This window comes from Geodermatophilus sp. CPCC 205761 (assembly GCF_051383655.1).
Classification (GTDB): domain Bacteria; phylum Actinomycetota; class Actinomycetes; order Mycobacteriales; family Geodermatophilaceae; genus Geodermatophilus.
This window is the reverse complement of record NZ_JALPKQ010000018.1, coordinates 86,903-104,810: the sequence shown is the minus strand read 5'-3', so window position 1 is coordinate 104,810 and position 17,908 is coordinate 86,903. Positions and strand designations below refer to the sequence as shown.

General features: G+C 76.2%; 14 protein-coding genes. 9 read left to right on the top strand and 5 right to left on the bottom strand.

All coding sequences use genetic code 11. The features are described from left to right. Positions 1-1,076: Hsp70 family protein (locus MY526_RS13395; protein ID WP_436704067.1), on the bottom strand; the 1,076-nt coding region annotated here is incomplete at its 3' end. Between the two features lie 319 nt (positions 1,077-1,395). Here MY526_RS13395 and MY526_RS13390 point away from each other — a divergent pair. The 3 genes from MY526_RS13390 to MY526_RS13380 all read left to right on the top strand — a co-directional run bounded on the left by MY526_RS13390 (position 1,396) and on the right by MY526_RS13380 (position 6,056). Then, positions 1,396-2,574, top strand: coding sequence for an IniB N-terminal domain-containing protein (locus MY526_RS13390; protein ID WP_436704066.1), 1,179 nt, complete (start codon positions 1,396-1,398; stop codon positions 2,572-2,574). A 108-nt stretch (positions 2,575-2,682) separates the two neighbouring features. Beyond that, complete coding sequence (locus MY526_RS13385) at positions 2,683-4,491, top strand: dynamin family protein (RefSeq protein WP_436692231.1); 1,809 nt, start codon at positions 2,683-2,685, stop codon at positions 4,489-4,491. Continuing rightward, a complete protein-coding gene (locus MY526_RS13380) occupies positions 4,488-6,056 on the top strand; it encodes a dynamin family protein (RefSeq protein WP_436704065.1) in 1,569 nt (522 codons plus the stop codon). The genes MY526_RS13385 and MY526_RS13380 overlap by 4 nt, the downstream gene beginning before the upstream one ends. On the opposite strand, the gene MY526_RS13375 is transcribed toward MY526_RS13380, so the two are convergent. Both MY526_RS13375 and MY526_RS13370 read right to left on the bottom strand, forming a co-directional pair. After that, on the bottom strand, positions 5,967-6,596 hold the full coding sequence (locus MY526_RS13375) for a hypothetical protein (RefSeq protein WP_436692229.1): 630 nt from the start codon (positions 6,594-6,596) through the stop codon (positions 5,967-5,969). The two genes, MY526_RS13380 and MY526_RS13375, sit on opposite strands and share 90 nt — an antisense overlap. 159 nt (positions 6,597-6,755) lie before the next feature. After that, on the bottom strand, positions 6,756-7,532 hold the full coding sequence (locus MY526_RS13370) for an enoyl-CoA hydratase-related protein (RefSeq protein WP_436692228.1): 777 nt from the start codon (positions 7,530-7,532) through the stop codon (positions 6,756-6,758). A gap of 255 nt (positions 7,533-7,787) precedes the next feature. On the opposite strand from MY526_RS13370, the gene efeB reads away from it, so the two are divergent. From efeB to MY526_RS13355, 3 genes are all read left to right on the top strand, one after another. Further along, a complete protein-coding gene (gene efeB, locus MY526_RS13365) occupies positions 7,788-9,095 on the top strand; it encodes an iron uptake transporter deferrochelatase/peroxidase subunit (RefSeq protein WP_436704064.1) in 1,308 nt (435 codons plus the stop codon). Between the two features lie 248 nt (positions 9,096-9,343). After that, the gene (locus tag MY526_RS13360; RefSeq protein ID WP_436704063.1) at positions 9,344-10,990 is read left to right on the top strand and encodes a protein kinase domain-containing protein; all 1,647 of its coding nucleotides are present in this window, start codon (positions 9,344-9,346) and stop codon (positions 10,988-10,990) included. Positions 10,991-11,080: 90 nt separating this feature from the next. Next, a complete protein-coding gene (locus tag MY526_RS13355) occupies positions 11,081-12,640 on the top strand; it encodes a protein kinase domain-containing protein (protein ID WP_436704062.1) in 1,560 nt (519 codons plus the stop codon). 138 nt (positions 12,641-12,778) lie between these two features. Here the strand turns inward: MY526_RS13355 and MY526_RS13350 are convergent, their stop codons facing one another. Further along, entirely contained in the window at positions 12,779-13,387 is a 609-nt protein-coding gene (locus MY526_RS13350; protein ID WP_436704061.1) for a hypothetical protein, read from the bottom strand. 127 nt (positions 13,388-13,514) lie between these two features. On the opposite strand from MY526_RS13350, the gene MY526_RS13345 reads away from it, so the two are divergent. Continuing rightward, positions 13,515-14,792: a competence/damage-inducible protein A gene (locus MY526_RS13345; protein ID WP_436704060.1), complete on the top strand. Its 1,278-nt coding sequence runs from the start codon at positions 13,515-13,517 to the stop codon at positions 14,790-14,792. A gap of 22 nt (positions 14,793-14,814) precedes the next feature. On the opposite strand, the gene MY526_RS13340 is transcribed toward MY526_RS13345, so the two are convergent. Next, a complete protein-coding gene (locus MY526_RS13340; RefSeq protein ID WP_436704059.1) occupies positions 14,815-15,111 on the bottom strand; it encodes a hypothetical protein in 297 nt (98 codons plus the stop codon). 764 nt (positions 15,112-15,875) lie between these two features. Between MY526_RS13340 and MY526_RS13335 the strand changes: the two genes are divergently transcribed. Next, entirely contained in the window at positions 15,876-16,157 is a 282-nt protein-coding gene (locus MY526_RS13335; protein WP_436704058.1) for an HNH endonuclease signature motif containing protein, read from the top strand. 112 nt (positions 16,158-16,269) lie between these two features. Then, positions 16,270-17,901: an acyl-CoA dehydrogenase family protein gene (locus MY526_RS13330; protein WP_436704057.1), complete on the top strand. Its 1,632-nt coding sequence runs from the start codon at positions 16,270-16,272 to the stop codon at positions 17,899-17,901. Positions 17,902-17,908: the final 7 nt, after the last annotated feature.

Sequence of the window (17,908 nt, the reverse complement as noted above, 5' to 3'; positions counted from 1 at the left end):
GGCCTCCGACTTCCCGGCGAGGCGGAGCGCCGCGGGCGGCGCCGGCCCCGGGCAGCCGGCGGCGCGTCGTCCACAGCGACGAGGGCGGTGCCGGCGGCGTCGGGAGCCGGCTCGGCCGCGATCGCCTCCGCGGCGAGCCCGGCCGCGCCGAGGGCCGCGGAGAGTGCGGGGTCGGGGCCGACCACCACCGGGCGGTCCAGCTCGCCGGAGAGCAGTTCGGCGACCAGCGGCAGCCGTCCTCCTCCGCCGGCGAGCACCACGGCGTCCAGCCGGTGGAGGTCCACCCCGGCGGCGGCGACCGTGGCGGCCAGCGCCGCCACCGACGCCCGCGCCGGTCCGGCCAGCAGTTCGTCGAGCTCCTCGCGGGTGACGCGGACCGGTCCGGAGCCGCCGTCGACGTCCACCGCCGTCTCCGCCGCGAGCGCCTCCTTGGCGGCGACGCAGGCGGCCCGCAGCGCGCGGGCCGCGTCGCGGGCCCCCGGCTCACCGGCCGGGAGGTCCGTGTAGGGGCGGACGAGGCCCAGCACGAGGTCGTCGACGTCCCGGCCGCCCCACGGCAGGGGGGCAGGGGGGACGGCGAGGTGCGCCAGGGGCTCGTCGGGGGTGGGGCCGACGACGGCGGTGTCCAGGCTGCTCGCCCCGAGGTCGTAGACGGCGACCGTCGGCTGGGCCGGCAGGTCGCCGGTGCTGACGTGGTGCTGCACCGCGGCCACCGCACCGGACACCAGCGAGAACCGGGGCACGCCGGCGGACTCCAGGGCGCGGGCCAGCACAGCCCGCCGGTGCCCGCCCCAGCTGGGCGGGACGGTCACCACGGTCCAGGAGTCGGGGCGCCCGGCGCGGCCGGCGGCGACCCCGCGGGCCCGCTGGACGGCCGCGGCGGCGAGGTCTTCGGCCGCGACCGGGACGTCGCCGTCGTACACCGGCACCGGGGCGCCGACCCGCGCCATCACCCGGCACCCCGGGTCCCCGAGGGGGAGCGCCTCCGCGCCGCCCCCGTCCCCTGCCTCACACACCGCGACGGCGACCGTGCCGTCACCGATGTCGATCCCCAACCCGTACTCGCCGTTGCGCACAGGGCCCCCCGGTCCGTTTCCACTCCCCCGGGGCCCTTCGTCGGACCGGCCGGGAACCCGGACCGTAGGGCGGTCGCGGCCCTCCTGTCCCCGGTGGCGCACGCATCCGACGCATGCGGACGGTAAGTGGGGGGCGACACCCCGCAGCCCCTAACGGGGAGTCGACGGACACCCCCCAATCGGGTGACGACGGTTGGGGGATCGGACCCGATGCCGGGGGCACGCCGGGGCCGCTGCACTCCTGTCGGCAGCCGCCCCACGGCGGACGGCTCGAAGACCACGACCCACAGTGACGAACCACGATCAGGGAGTGCCAGCCATGTCGACCCTCGCCAGCACGCTGCTCGACTTCATCCTCGAGCTCTTCAAGGACCCGGAGAAGGCGGCCGCCTACGAGGCGGACCCGCAGGGCACGCTGGACGCCGCCGGCCTGTCCGACGCCACCGCCGACGACGTCGCGGCGCTCATGCCGATCGTCACCGACCACTCGACGGTCGGCGGCTGGGGTGGCCGCGACGGCCGCGACTCCTGCGACGACGACGACCGCGACGGCGTGGCCGGCGCCCGGCGCCCCGACCGGGACGACGACGACCGCGACCACGGGTACCGCCCGGCCCGGCGGGACGACGACCGGCACGACCGCGACGACGACCACCACGACGGCGGGCACCACCACGGTGGCGTCGGCGGGGCGCCGGCGCCGGTGGCCGGGTCCGAGACCGTGGTGATCACCCACCTGCAGCACATCCAGTACACGAACACCGAGACCCACGTCTCGCTCGACGCCTCCCACAGCATCTGGGTCAGTGGCGACGCGCAGGCGATCTTCGGTGACGTCGACGGCGACGTGAACCAGATCGACAACAACGGCGGCGTCGTCGTCGGCGACGACCTCGAGGTGGACGGCGACCTCTCCCTCGACAACAGCGACCGCTCCGTCAACGACTCGTTCAACGTCGAGGACTCGTTCAACCCCGTGCAGTCGGGCAACGACATCGACGGGGACGGCGTGATCGGCAACGGCAACGAGGTCGGCAACACCGAGGTGGAGGTCAGCGTCGAGGACAGCCCGATCAACCTCGGCGGCAACCAGGCCGTCGACAGCTTCAACGGCAACGACATCGGCAGCAACAACGAGGACAACGACGTCATCGCCGATCGCGGCGGCCAGGTGGGCGACAACACCACCGTCGACGACGTGACCGTCGTGAACGACTCGTTCAACGGCAACGACCTGTCGGAGGACAACGACGGCGTCGACGACTCCTTCAACGGCAACGAGTTCGAGAACATCGGCAACGACAACTCGGACAACTCGCTGCAGGTCGAGGACTCGTTCACCAACGAGGAGGACAACTCCGTCCGGGTCGAGGACTCGTTCACCACCGACAACTCGGTGGAGATCGAGGAGTCGTTCAACCCGGAGGACTCCTTCACCACCGAGGTCGAGACCGAGTACGAGGACTCGCTCGTGCTGGACGCGGACCCCGTCGCCTGATCCCCGGTCACCCGGCCCGGACGCCCCACGGGGTCGCCCGGGCCGGGTCGTGTCCTGCCCGCCCCCGCCCGTCCGGGTGGTAGACCGGGGACTCCCCCAGGAGGTGTCGTGGTCGCGTCAGCGCAGGTGCTCGAGCGGGCGATGGCCCTCGCCCAGGCGTGCGAGCGGCCGGACCTGCACCGGCGGCTGGTCCAGGCACGGGCCCGCGGCCAGGAGCCGGGGGTGCGCGTCCTGGTCGTGGGCGAGCCGAAGCAGGGAAAGAGCTCGCTGGTCAACGCGCTGGTGGGGGCCCCGGTCTGCCCGGTGGCCGACGACGTGGCCACCGTCGTTCCCACGGTCGTGCGGGCCGGGGAGGCGCCCCGGGCGACGCTGGTGCTCGCCACCGGGCCGGACGCCGGCGCCGCGGACCCGCCCACCGAGCGGGTACCGGTGCCGATCGAGCAGGTCGCCGCCCGGGTGACCGGCCGCGACGCCGAGCGGCTGCTGCAGGCCGAGGTGGAGCTGCCGCGCCGGCTGCTCGACGGGCTGGAGCTGGTCGACACCGCGGGCGTCGGCGGCGTCGGCACGGCCCGCGCGCTGCGGACGGTCGACCTGCTGCCCAGCGCGCACGCCGTCGTCCTGGTGTCCGACGCCAGCCAGGAGTTCACCGCTCCGGAGATGGCCTTCCTCGACCAGGCCCGCGCGCTCTGCCCGACCGTCGTCTGCGTCCTCACCAAGACCGACGCCTGCCCGTCCTGGCGCGCCGTGGCCGAGCTCGACCGCGGCCACCTGGCCGCCCGCGGCATCGACGCGCCGCTGTTCCCCGTCTCCGCCGCGCTGGCCCAGCTGGCCGTTCAGCACCGCGACCGGGAGCTGCACGAGGAGTCCGGCATCGGCGCGCTGGTCGACCACCTGCGCCGCCAGGTGGTGGACCGCGCCGAGGTGCTGGCCCGGCGCGCGCTGGTGCACGACGTCGCCGCGGTGACCGAGCACCTCGCCCTGGCGGTGCGCTCGGAGCTCTCCGGCCTGGAGGACCCGGCCGGCCGCGAGGAGCTGCTGCGCGGGCTGGAGGAGGCCAAGGCGGCCGCCGACGACCTGCGCCGGCGGTCGTCGCGCTGGCAGCAGGTGCTGGGCGACGGGGTCACCGACCTCATGAGCGACATCGACTTCGACCTCCGCGACCGCTCGCGGGTGGTGACCCGCGAGGCCGAGGAGGCCATCGACGCGCAGGACCCCGGGCCGACGTGGCCGGAGATCGCCGAGTGGCTGGACCGGCGGATCGCCGCCGCCGTCGCCGACAGCTACGTGTGGGCCGAGCAGCGCTCGGAGTGGCTGGCCGAGCGGGTGATCGAGCAGTTCGCGCGCGACGGCGGGGCCGCGGTGCCGGCGCTGTCGGTCGGGGCGGCCGGTGACGCGCTGGAGACGCTCATCGACCTGCCCGACATCGACGACGGGGCCATGACGCTGCGGGAGCGCACGCTCATCGGGCTGCGCGGCTCCTACACCGGCGTCCTCATGACCGGGCTCGTCACCAGCCTGGCCGGGATGGCGATCATCAACCCGGTGTCCCTGGCCGCGGGCGTGCTCCTGGGGCGCAAGGCCTACACCGACGACAAGAAGCAGCGGATCTCCCGCCGCCAGTCCGAGGCGAAGGCCGTCGTCCGCCGGCACCTGGAGGAGGTGGTCTTCCAGGTGGGCAAGCAGCTCAAGGACCGGCTGCGCACCGTCTCCCGCACCCTGCGCGACCTGATCACCGACACCGCCGAGGAGATGTCCCGCTCGCTGGCCGACGCGGTCGCCGCCGCGCAGCGCTCGACCAAGGAGGCGACCGCAGAGCGGGACGCGCGGATCCGCGACCTGAGGCTGCGACTGGCGCAGCTGGACCGGCTGGCCGCCGACGTCCGCCAGCTGGGCCGGGCGGCGGTGCCGGCGGCATGAGGACCGCGCAGCCGACGGTGCTGGAGGGTGTCCGCGCGCTGCTGGACGCGGCGGTCGAGCGCTACGACGCCGTCCCGGAGGTCGCCGACCGGCTGCGGGCCTCGCGCCGGCGGCTGGACGAGCCGCTGCGCCTGGCGCTGGTCGGCCGGGTCAAGTCGGGCAAGTCCACCCTGCTCAACGCCCTGGTGGGGGCGCGGATCGCGCCCACCGACGCCGGCGAGTGCACCCGCGTGGTCACGCTCTACCGGCACGGCGCCACCCCGCGGGTGGTGCTGCACGACGCCGACGGCGGGCAGCGCGGCCTGCCGGTCCGCCGGGCCGACGGCGGCCTGCGGCTGGAGCTCGGCGGCACCCCGCCGGAGGAGGTCTCGCACCTGCTGGTCGAGTGGCCGGCCGCCGACCTGCTGCCCGCCACCGTCGTCGACACCCCCGGCATCTCCTCGCTGTCGGCCGGCACCAGCGCCCGCACCCGCACGTTCCTCGACGCCGGACCCGGCCCGTCGGGCGCCGACGCGGTCGTCTTCCTCACCCGCCAGCCGCAGCCGGAGGACCTCGCCGTCCTGGCCGGGTTCCAGGCCGGCACCGAGGCGGGCCCGGGCCACACCACGACGATCACCGTGCTGTCCCGCGCCGACGAGGTGGGCGCCGGCCGGCTGGACGCGCTGCTGGCCGCCGGCGCGGTGGCCCGGCGGATGTCGGAGGACCCGGAGCTGGCGGCGGTGAGCTCGGCGGTGGTGCCGGTCGCCGGGCTGCTGGCCCTGGCCGGGCGGACCCTGCGGCACGGGGACTTCGTCGCGCTGCACGGCCTGGCCACCGCCGACCAGGCGCAGGTGTCGGCGCTGCTGCTCACCGCGGACCGGTTCTGCCGGCTGGAGGCGCCGGTGCCGCTGTCGGCCGACGTCCGGAGGTCTCTGCTCGACCGGCTGGGGCTGTTCGGCATCCGGCTGGCGGTCACGCTCATCCGGGCCGGCGTCGCCGACGCTCCCGGGCTCGCCGACGAGCTGGTGCGCCGCAGCGGGCTAGCGGAGCTGCAGCGGCTGCTGCGGGTGCACTTCACCGACCGCGCTCCGCAGCTCAAGGCCGGGACGGCGCTGCGGCTGCTGGAGGGCGTGCTCGCCGAGCACCCGGTCGAGGGCGACGACGAGCTGCGGGCCGAGGCGGAGCGGTTGCGGCTGGCCGCGGCCGACCTCGGTGAGCTGGACCTCCTCGCCCGCTCCCGCTCGGCCGCGGGCCCGCTGCCGGCGGCCCTGCGCGACGACGCGGAGCGGCTCCTGGGCGCCGACGGCACGACCCCCGCCGCGCGGCTCGGCCTGCCGGAGGACGCCTCCGAGCCGGCCCTGCGGACGGCGGCCCGCCGGGCGCTGGACCGCTGGCGGGGGGCGGCCGCCGACCCGCTCGCCGACCGCGCCGCGGTGGACGCGGCCGACGTCGTCGTCCGCTCGTGCGAGGCGCTGCTCGCCGGGCTGGACGGCTGGTCAGCCGCGGTCGGGCCGGAACCAGGCGCGGGCGGACCGGCTGAGCAGCGGGACCAGCCCGAGCACGAACAGCCCGGCGGCGGCCAGTAGCGCGATCCGGTCGAGGTCGGCTCCGCCGGTGACGACGCTCTGCGTGATGTCGAGGGCGAGCAGCAGCGGCAGCGTGGTGACCAGCAGCGCCCAGCGGGCCCACGACCGGCCGCGCCCGACCAGCGCCACGCAGGCCAGGGCGACCAGCACGAGCACCGCCACGCTGCCGGTGACCAGCGCGGTGGTGGCCGCCACGCTGTCGCGCACCACGTCGACCGGGGCGGCCGGGTCCGCGGCGGTGGCGGTCGCGGTCAGCCGCTCGCGCAGCGCGACGCCGTCGGCCAGGGTGGCGGCCAGGCCGGTGGCCACGGCGGCCGCGCCGGCGCCCCACAGCCCGGTGACCAGCCGCAGCGCGGCGGGCTTGGTGCGCACCGGCCGCCCGATCGGCGCGGCCAGGTCGCTGGTCAGCGCCGGACGCGGCGGCGGCACCTGCGCCACGGTGTTGCCGGTCATCACGACCCGCCGGGGGAGCGGCCGGTGCGCCGTCCCGCCGGTCCTGTCGGCCTGCCGTTCCCCGCGTGGCTGCGCCAGCTCCGTCACGTGTCCCCCTCCGACGATCTCCGCAGGAGCCTGTCAGCCCGGTCGCCGCTCCCCGGCCGGGACCGGCTCACGGACGCCGACCGGCGTACCGGTGTGCTCGTGTCCGTACGGGGCGGAGTTCAGGTACTGCGGTCAGTGAGCAAAGGCCCGGGGCTGCTGTCAGCGCCCGGTGAAGCGCGGTGCCCGCTTCTCGAGGAACGCCTCGACGGCCTCGCGGTGGTCGGCGGTCTTCCCGAGCTCGGTCTGCAGCCGGGCCTCCAGGGCGAGGGTGTCCTCGAGGGCGTCGGTGGCGGCGGTGGCCAGGACGGTCTTGAGCGCCCGGTACGCGGCGGTGGGGCCGGCGGCCAGCCGGGCGGCCAGGGCCTGGGCCTCGGGCAGCACCTGGTCCGGCTCGACGACGCGGTGCACCAGGCCCCACGTCGCGGCGGTCTCGGCGGGGAAGGCGTCGGGCAGGAGCAGGATCTCCGCGGCCCGGGAGCCGCCGACGCAGTGCACCAGCCGGGAGGCCAGCGCGGAGTCGCTGGACAGGCCGATGCCGGTGAAGGCGGTCGTGAACTTGGCACCCGCGGCGGCGATCCGCAGGTCACCGGCGAGCGCGATGCCCATGCCGGCGCCCGCGCAGGCCCCGTTGATCGCGACGACCACCGGCACGCGCAGCGCGGCGAGCGCCAGGACCAGCGGGTTGTACTCGTCCTCGACCACCGACAGCGACGTGGCGGCGTCCCCGCGCAGCGCCTCGACGTGCTGGGCGAGGTCCTGGCCGACGCAGAAGGCGCGCCCGGTGCCGGTGAGCACGATCGCGCGCACCGACTCGTCGGCGCCGACCGCGCGGACGGCGTCGAGCAGCTCGCGCCGCGACTGGTGGGTGAGCCCGGCGCGCAGCAGCGTGAGGGTGGCGACGCCGCCGGCGTCCTCGCGGGAAACGGTCTCGGGCATCGTCGCCCCACCTCGTCCTTCGTCGTCGTCGTCGTGACCCGTGGCGGGCGGGTCGGGTCCCTGATCATCGCGGAGCTGCCGGCGGAGACTCCCGGGTGCTCACCGTCACAGCCACGGAGCGCCGCTGGCAAGCCGCTGGGGAACAGCCGTCCGCCCACTACTGTTTCCCCTGGTCGACGCACGCAGCCGGAGGGGTTCCGCCAGGCGGGGCCGGGGCGCGGCGTCGACCCCGCCCGCCGATCGGCTGGAAGAGGTATGAGCGACACCACTCGGCAGCCCCCCACCGCGGGCCTGTCCCGCCGTCGGCTCCTCGGCGTGGCCGGGGCCGGTACCGCCGGCGTGCTCGCCTCGGGCGCCGCCGGCGCGGTCGTCGGCCGGGCGTCGGTGGAGGACACCACCGGTGGTGCTCCGGCGGCGACCGGGCCCTCCCCCGCGGACGCCGTCCCGTTCACCGGCGCGCACCAGGCCGGCATCACCACACCGGCGCAGGACCGGCTGCACTTCGTCGCCTTCGACGTCGTCGCCGAGGATCGCGACGCGGTCGCCGCGCTGCTGCGGCTCTGGACGGAGGCCGCGCGCCGGCTGACCGCGGGGCAGGACGCCGGCCCGGTCGGATCCGTGCCCCCCGGGCCGGACGTCGTCCCCGACGACACCGGCGAGGCGCTGGGTCTGCCGCCGGCGGGGCTGACGCTGACCATCGGCTTCGGCCCCAGCCTGTTCACCACCCCGGACGGGCGCGACCGCTTCGGCCTGACCGCCCGCCGCCCGGCGCCGCTGGTGGACCTGCCGCGCTTCCTCCGCGACGAGATCGACCCGGCGATCAGCGGCGGGGACATCTGCATCCAGGCCTGCGCCAACGACCCGCAGGTCGCCGTGCACGCGGTGCGCAACCTGACCCGGCTGGGCCAGGGCGTCGTACGCGTGCGGTGGGCGCAGCTGGGGTTCGGCCGGACGTCGTCCACCTCCACCAGCCAGGAGACCCCGCGCAACCTCTTCGGCTTCAAGGACGGCACCGCCAACCTCAAGGCCGAGGCGTCCGCCGGGCTGGACCGCTTCGTGTGGGTGGGGCACGACGACGCCGACTGGCTGGCCGGAGGCACCTACCTGGTCACCCGCCGCATCCGCATGCAGCTGGAGGAGTGGGACGAGGAGTCGCTGCGCGCCCAGGAGCGGACCATCGGGCGCCGCAAGGGCTCCGGCGCGCCGCTCGGCCAGCAGCAGGAGTTCGACCCGACCGACTTCGCGGCGGAGGACGAGGGGGAGCCGGCCATCCCGCGCGACAGCCACGTCTTCCTCGCCCACCCGAACCAGGCCGGGACGGCGCTCCTGCGGCGCGGGTACAGCTTCGTCGACGGCTCCGACGCGCGCGGCGAGCTGGACGCGGGGCTGTTCTTCGTCGCCTTCCAGCGCAACCCGGAGACCGGCTTCGTCCGGGTGCAGCGCAACCTCGCCGAGGACGCGATGAGCGAGTACCTCAAGCACACCTCCTCCGGGGTCTACGCGTGCCCTCCGGGCGTGCAGGGGGACGACGACTGGTGGGGCCGGGCACTGTTCGAACAGTGACCGGTTTGTGACGAACGGCCCCCTCACGGCACGCCCCGAGCCTGGGACGATGGGAGTGGACGGCCCGACCGCGGCGCCGGACACCCCCACCACGACGTCCGTCCCCGGACCGCGACACGCCCGGGACGCGGTCGGCGTTCGCGGAGGTGTGTAGCCGCACGCACATCGGGGACACACCGGACCAGGGGCACCGGCACCCCTGGGCCGAGCAGCAGCGGCCGGGTCGGGCGGACGAGGAGTGAGCCACCGTGGTGGAGCCGGGTGGGCGGACGCTGGGGGAGCGCTACGAGCTCGCCCAGCTGATCGCCGCCGGTGGCATGGGTCAGGTCTGGCGGGGCACCGACGCGCTGCTCGGCCGGCAGGTCGCGGTCAAGGTCCTGCGCAGTGAGTACACCGGCGACCCGACCTTCCGCGCCCGCTTCCGCGCCGAGGCCCAGCACTCGGCGGCGCTGAGCCACCCGCACATCGCCGCGGTCTTCGACTACGGCGAGACCGAGGCGACCGACGGCAGCGGCGAGAAGCTGGCCTACCTGGTCATGGAGCTGGTCGAGGGCGAGCCGCTGTCGGCGGTGCTGCGCCGGGAGGGCCGGCTGGACGCCGAGAGCACCCTCTCGCTGCTGGAGCAGGCCGCCTCCGCGCTCGCCGAGGCGCACCGGGTGGGCCTGGTGCACCGCGACGTCAAGCCCGGCAACATCCTGGTCCGCGACGACGGCAGCGTGAAGATCACCGACTTCGGGATCGCCTGGTCGGCCGGCAGCGTGCCGCTCACCCGCACCGGCCAGGTCATCGGCACCCCGCAGTACCTCTCCCCCGAACAGGCCGAGGGCCGGCACGCCACCCCGGCCAGCGACGTCTACGCGCTCGGCCTGGTCGGCTACGAGTGCCTGACCGGGCACCCCGCGTTCGACGGCGACAACCCCGTCACGATCGCGCTCAAGCAGGTACGCGAGGAACCCGACCCGCTGCCCGACGACCTGCCCCGCGAGATCCGCACGCTGATCCGCCGGGCGCTCTGCAAGAACCCCGAGGTCCGGATGCCGGACGGCGCGGCGTTCGTCGAGGCGATCGACGACGTGCGGGCCGGGCGTCCGCTGGAGGAGCCCCCGGCCACCTGCGCCGTGGTGCTGCCGGCTCCGCCCCCGCCGGCCCTCGGCGCCGGCACGGACGAGCAGGAGACCGTCCGGACCGCCGTTCCCGCCGCCCGCACCACCAGCCCACCGCCGCGCCGCCACCGGCGTTCGGCGGCGGTGCTCGTGCCGCTGATCGCGCTGCTGGTCGGTGCGGGGGTCGCCGCCGGGGTGTTCGCGGCGATCAACGGGGATCGGCAGCCGCTGCCGCAGGTGGCCGCGCAGACCGAGGACGCCGCCGAGATCGTGCTCGACCCGGCCGACTACGTGGGCCGCCCGGTGAACGACGTGGCGCTGTCCCTCTCCGCGCTGGGCCTGATCGTGCAGCGCAAGGAGGAGGTCACCGCGGACGCCGTCCCCGACATGGTGACCTCCGTCGACCCGGTCGGGCGGCCGCTGCGGGTCGGCGACGACGTCGTCGTCGCCTTCGCCGTCGCCCCACCCCCGACGCGGACGCCGAACCGCGGGTCGACGCCGGTCACCGGCGTGGCGGGGGAGGAGACGCCCGCCCCGGAGCAGGAGGAGGCGCCCGCTCCCGTGGAGGAGTCCGCGGCCCCGGCCAGCCCGACCCCCTCCGCCCCGACCACGACGCCGGCGGAGCTCCCGGCGAGCACGGCGCCGACCTCGACGAGCGGGTCGTCCTCGCCGCCCACGAGCACCGCGCCGACCACGACCCCGACCACGGCTCCGACGTCGTCCTCGCCGTCCGGCCCGCCGTCCTCCGACTCGGGCCCGCCCTCTCCGGACGAGGAGTCGGACCGGGGCTGACCCCCCCCGACCGGGTGGTGTCGCCGCTCCGGGATGTCGCTCCCCGCGCACGGTGGCACGCTGGGAGCTCGCTGTGGGGACGGGGGTGCCGTGGGGGAGTCGGAGCGCTGCACGCTCGGCGACCGCTACGAGCTGGACTCCCTGGTCGCCGCGGGTGGCATGGGCCAGGTGTGGCGGGCGCGAGACCGCCTGCTGGACCGCGTGGTCGCGGTGAAGGTGCTGCGCAGCGAGTACACGGGTGACCCGACCTTCCTGGCCCGCTTCCGCGCCGAGGCGCACCACACCGGCCGGCTGGTGCACCCGAACATCGCCGCACTCCACGACTACGGCGAGGTGCGGACGGGCAGCGGCGAGACGCTGGCCTACCTGGTCATGGAGCTGGTCGAGGGGGAGTCCCTGTCGACGGTGCTGCAGGGAGCCCGGCTGGGCGCGGAGCGGACCCTGGACGTCGTCGGCCAGGCCGCCGCGGCGCTGGCTGCCGCGCACGCCGCCGGGGTCGTGCACCGCGACGTCAAGCCGGGCAACGTCCTGGTCGGCGTGGACGGCACCGTCAAGATCACCGACTTCGGGATCGCCTGGTCGGCCTCGAGCGTGCCGCTGACCCGGACCGGGCAGGTCGTCGGCACCGCGCACTACCTGTCCCCCGAGCAGGCCGCCGGTGGCCGGGCCGGGCCGGCGAGCGACGTCTACGCCCTCGGGCTGGTCGCCTACGAGTGCCTGGCCGGGGCGCGGGCCTTCGACGGCGAGAACCCGGTGCAGGTCGCCCTCATGCAACTCCGCGACGAGCCGCCGCCGCTGCCGGACGACGTCCCCGGGCCGCTGCGGACCCTGGTGGCGCGGGCTCTCGCCAAGGACCCCGCCGACCGGTTCCCCGACGGCGCGGCGTTCCGGGATGCGGTCGACGACGTCCGCGCCGGGCGCCCGCTCGCGCCGCCGCCGGTGCGCACGACGCCGCTGCCGCACGTGGGCTCCCCGTCCCGGGCCCGCCGCCGGCTGCTGGTGCCGGCCGCCGCGCTGCTGGCCGGTGTCGGGATCGGCGTGGCCGCCCTGCAGGTCGTGGGCGCACCGGGCGGAACGGCGCCGGTGGCCGTCGCGGACACCCTCACCCCCACGGCCGGGCCGGCGGACGACGCGGTGCTCGTCGCCGCCGCCGACCACGTGGGCCGGCCGGTCGAGGAGGTGGAGGCGGCACTGGCCGCCCTGGGGCTGCGCGTGCAGCGCGAGCCGGTGGAGCGGGCCGACGTGCCGGCCGGGATCGTGGTGGCCATCGGGCCGGTCGGTGCCCTGACCCGCGGCGACCTGGTGACGCTCGCGGTGGCGACGGCTCCCCCACCGGTGTTCCCGGAGACCGTCGTCCCCTCGTCGCCGGCGCAGGTGGCGGGGCCGGTTCCGGCGCCGCCGGTCTCCGCCGGCTCCGGCGACTCCGGTGACTCCGGCAGCTCCGCGGTCCCGTCGCCGGCGGCCGGTGAGCCGGCGGTCCCGGCGCCCGCCGGCGGGGACTCGGGAGATGGGTCGACGGCGGAGGAGGCCGACGAGCCTCCAGGAGACGGGAACGGGAACGGGAACGGGCGGGCGAACGGCAACGGGAACGGGAAGGCGGACGGGAACGGCCGGGGGAACGGCAACGGCCGGGGGAACGGCGGCGGCTGAGCCGCGCTCGCCGGCGGGCCGGGCATGCCGGGGCCGGGCATGCCGGAGCCGGGCCCCGGCGTTCTCGGGGCCCGGCGTTCCGGGGAGATCAGGCTGAGAAGATCAGGCCCGGCGTTCCGGGGAGATCAGGCTGAGGAATCAGGCCCGGCGCGAGGGGGCGACCCAGAGCGCGGCGCCCAGGGCCGCCAGGCCCGCGGTGAGGACGAACCCGCGGTCGCTGGCGACCTGCGGCAGCACGACGAGCACCCAGAAGACGGCGGCGCCGGTCAGGCCACCGGCGGCGACCTTCCAGGCGGCGTCCGGACGCAGCCCGAGCCGCCGGCCGGCGAACGGCAGCAGCACGAGCAGCGCGGCGAGCGTGACGAACGCCGACCACAGCGACACCGTCGACCAATAGCGCGTGGCGCCGAAGCCCAGGAGCAAGCCGACCTCGAGCAGCGCGAGACCGAGCACGGCCAGGCCGGTGCCGAGCCGCACGGCGCGCTGCTGAGGCGTCAGGGGGGTCCGCGGCTCCCGGGTGGTCCGGGGGCGACGCAGCCTGGGCGCGGCGGGCGGGGGTGGGGCGCCGGCACCGGGCAGGCCGGGGACGAAGTCCACCGGCCCGGTGGCCTGGACCTCCTCGGGCGCCCCGGCGGCGGGCACGTGGGCCGTGCCCACCCCGGGCATCCCGTCGAAGGTGATCTCGTTGGTCTCGGGCACCGCCTCGTGCGGGGCGATCGGCTGGGGGGTGGTGGTCGACTGGGTCACGGTTCCTCCTCGCTCGCGCGCGGCGGCCCGACGGTGGGACCTGCACTCGCCGTGGACGCTAGCCCTCGGCGTGCCGTGTCCCCGGGAGGCGACACGGCGGGTCCGCAGGCTCACTAGGGTCGGCCGGGTGGGCGCGCGCGCAGGAATCGTCGTCACCGGCACCGAGGTCCTCACCGGGCGGGTGACCGACCGGAACGGGCCGTGGCTGGCCGAGGAACTGCGTCGCCTCGGCGTCGACGTCGGCACCGTCCTGGTCGTGGGGGACCGGCCCGACGACCTGCGCGCCGCGCTGGGTTTCCTCGCCGCGCGCGGCGAGGACATCGTGATCACCACCGGTGGGCTCGGTCCCACCGCCGACGACCTCACCGCCGAGATCGTCGGGGAGGTGCAGGGACGGCCGTCGTCCCTCGACCCGGAGCTCGAACGGCACATCGCCGGGGTCGTCGAGCGGCTGATGACCCGCCGCGGCTGGCGCGCCGACCCCGAGGCGACGGCGGCCGGCACCCGCAAGCAGGCGATGGTGCCCGCCGGCGCCACGGTGCTCCCGCCGGTGGGGACGGCACCGGGCCTCGTCGTCCCACCGGCCGACGGCCGCACCGGGCCGCCGGTCGTGGTGCTGCCGGGGCCGCCCCCGGAGCTGCAGGGGATGTGGCCGGCCGCGCTGGCGGCGGAGCCGGTGCAGCGCGCGCTGGCCGGCCGTGGCGAGCTGCGGCAGGGGACGGTGCGGTTGTGGCGGGCGCTGGAGTCGGAGCTGGCCGCGACGCTGCGGCAGCACGACTTCCCCGGCCTGGAGATCACCACCTGCCTGCGGGACGGCGAACTGGAGATCGTCACCCGTTACGAGCCCCCGGCGCAGCCGGTGTACGACCGGCTGGCGACCGTCCTCGCCGAGGTGCACGGCGCGCAGCTGTTCTCGACCGGTCCGACGGTCGACGACCTCGTGGCCGAGGCGCTGGGGTCGCAGGGGCTCACGGTGGCGACCGCGGAGTCGTGCACCAGTGGGCTGCTCGCGGCCCGGCTGACCGAGCGGCCCGGCTCGTCGGCGTGGGTTCTGGGCGGGGTGGTCTCCTACGCCAACTCGGCGAAGGAGCAACTGGTCGGCGTCCCCGCGGAGATGCTGGCCGAGCACGGGGCGGTGAGCACGCAGGTGGCCCTGGCGCTGGCGGAGGGGGCGCGGGCGCGGTTCGGGGCCGACGTCGGCGTCGGGATCACCGGCATCGCCGGCCCGGGTGGCGGGACGCCGGACAAGCCGGTGGGCACGGTGCACCTGTGCGCCGTCGGCCCGGACGGCACACAGCCGCGGTCGGTGGTGCTGCCGGGGGACCGCGCGGCGGTGCGGCACCGCTCGGTCACGCTGGCGATGCACATGCTCCGGCAGCTGCTGCTCGGCGGAACGCCCGCCTGAGGGAGGCGTTCGCCGCTGCCGCTCACGGGCGGGGGTTGGTCCGCGTCCAGCCGCGGTCGTCCCGGCGGGCGCCCTGGGCCGCCCGGCAGCGGGGGCACACCGCCTGCACACCCTCCGCGTGGCGGCCCGACTCGGGCTGGACGTCGGCCCAGGTGACGTGCGGGAAGCGGGTCAGCCGCGACCTGCTCAGCGCCAGCCCGCACACCGTCTCGTCGCGCCCGCGCTCCCACGCGTGGACCTCCCCGGCGGGGTAGCGGATGCCGTCGTCGGGGTCGACCCACTGGTCCGCGGCCGCGACCGCTGCGCTGCGCACTCCCATGACGGGGCCCATACCCTGCGCCGCGACCCGCTCCGCGTCGCCCGGAGGGCCGAAGTGGCCACTTCGGCCCCTCAGCGGGCTCGGCTGGACGCCGCGGTGGCGTGTGGACGACGGGCCCGCAGCCGCTGCGGCCAGGAAAGCCGACCCACCGCCGCACCCGCGACACGCTCGACCCCACGACTCGGGCCGGCGTCCCGCTCGGGAGGGGCCACAGTGGCCACTGTGGCCCCTCAGCGGGGTCGGCTGCACGCCCCGGTGGCGTGTGGACGACGGGCCCGCGGCCGCTCTGATCGGTGTCTCACGGCTCGCTGCCCGTGGTGACGCGCTACTCGCTCATGGCCCTCTGTGGGGGCGCGGCTGGATCTGTGGACAGGCCGCTCACCTGGGGATTCACGCGCCACTGGGTCGAGTGCCACGCGTAGACTTCGAACACATGATCGAAGCGTGCTGGGAGGTGGTCGTGGACGAGCTGGCGGTCGCACTGGACGGGCTGGCCGGCACGGACTTGTCACCGTTGTTCGGTCCGGCGCTGCTGGACCGGCTGCGCCGGTTGCTGCTGGCGCAGAACCGGCTGGCCGCCGAGGTGGCCCGCACGGTGCGCGAGTGCGAGCGGACCGGGGCCGCCGAACACGACGGGCTCACGACGATGCAGTCCTGGCTGCGCGGCCACGCCGGGCTCTCGCCGTCCTCGGTGGGGCACCTGGTGCGGAATGCGCGGGCGCTGGAGCACCTGCCGGCGGTGGCCGCCGGGTTCGCCCGCCCGGGTGGTGCCGCCGCACCTGCGCCGGGCGGTCGAGCACCGCGACCGGTCCTGCGTGTTCACCGGCTGCGGCGCCCCCACCCACTGGTGCGACGTCCACCATCTCCTGGAGTGGATCAACGGCGGCCCGACCAGCCTGGACAACTCCGCGCTGCTCTGCGAGCGGCACCACACCCAGGTCCACCACGGCTTCCGGATCGAGCGACAACCCGACGGCCGATGGCGCACCTGGCGCCCCGACGGCACCGAGATCCTCCTCCACCCACCGATCGACGCGGCCGCGTGATCCGAGCCGATGACGTGGCGTCGCGCCCCCGCGCGCTTCGGCGCCGCAGGGGGCGGTCGCACCCCTCCGTCGCCCGTTCCACGTGGAACCGCACCGTCGTACGGTGCCGCGCATGGGCGTCACGCACGAGGTCACCAACCAGGCTCCACCGCTGGTCGGGCACGACCCGATCGCCGGCGACGCGGCGCTCAGCGAGGCCTGCGTGCGGCACGCGGACGCCGCCACCCTCGAGTCGCTCAAGGCCCTCGGCGCGCTGGCCGGCAGCGAGCAGGCGCAGGAGTGGGGCCGGCTGGCCAATGAGAACCCGCCGCGGCTGCGCACCCACGACCGCTACGGCCACCGGGTCGACGAGGTCGAGTTCCACCCCGCCTGGCACGAGCTCATGCGCACCGCCGTCGAGCAGGGCCTGGCCGGCGCCCCCTGGTGTCAGGACCCCGCTCACCCGGAACCGCACGCCCACGTCCGCCGGGCGGTCGGCTACCTCGGCTGGACCCAGGTCGAGATGGGCCACGGCTGCCCGGTGACGATGACCTACGCCGCCGTCCCCGCGCTGCGCGCCGCCCCGGAGCTGGCCGCGCGGTTCGAGCCGGGGCTCACCGCGACCAGCTACGAGTTCGGGCTCGCCGAACCGACGGGCAAGCGCGGCCTGATCGCCGGCATGGGCATGACCGAGAAGCAGGGCGGCTCCGACGTCCGTGCCAACACCACCCGCGCCGTCCCCCAGGGCGACGGGACGTACGCCCTGACCGGCCACAAGTGGTTCACCTCCGCCCCCATGAGCGACCTGTTCCTGGTGCTCGCCCAGCTCGACGAGGGCGTCTCCTGCTTCCTCGTGCCCCGCGTGCTGCCCGACGGCACCCGCAACGTGTTCCGCCTGCAGCGGCTCAAGGACAAGCTCGGCGACCGCTCCAACGCCTCGAGCGAGGTCGAGTTCGAGGGGACGACGGCCTGGCTGGTCGGGGAGCCCGGCCGCGGCGTCCCGACGATCATCGAGATGGTCAACACCACCCGGCTCGACTGCGTGCTGGGCTCGGCCGCGACCCTGCGCGCCGCGCTCACCCAGGCCGTCCACCACGCCCGGCACCGGCGGGCTTTCGGGGCACTGCTGGCCGAGCAGCCGCTCATGCAGAACGTCCTCGCAGACCTCGCGGTCGAGAGCGAGGCGGCGACCGCGCTGGCCATCCGGCTGGCGGCCGCCGTCGACGCCGGTGAGACCGCGTTCCTCCGCCTCGCCGGCGCGGCCGCCAAGTTCTGGATCTGCAAGCGCACCCCCACCGCGGTCGCGGAGGCGCTGGAGGTGCTCGGCGGCAACGGCTACGTCGAGGATTCCGGCATGCCCCGGCTCTACCGCCAGGCGCCGCTCAACTCCATCTGGGAGGGGTCGGGCAACGTCATCGCCCTCGACGTGCTGCGCGCGCTGGGCCGCTCCTCGGACTCGCCGGCCGCCGTCCGGGAGGAACTGGAGCAGGCGCGCGGCGCCGACCGCCGCCTGGACGCCGCCGTCGACCGGCTGGCGGCGGAACTCGCCGACCCCGAGGCGCTCCCGCTGCGGGCCCGCCGCATCGCCGGACTGCTCGCCCTGTGCCTTCAGGGGTCGCTGCTGGTCCGCCACGCGCCCGCGGCCGTCGCCGGCGCCTTCTGCGCCTCGCGCCTGGGCGGGGACTGGGGCGCGGTCCTCGGCACACTGCCGTCCGACACGCCGACGGCTCGGATCCTTGATCGAACCGCCGTCTCACCTGTCTGAATCCCAA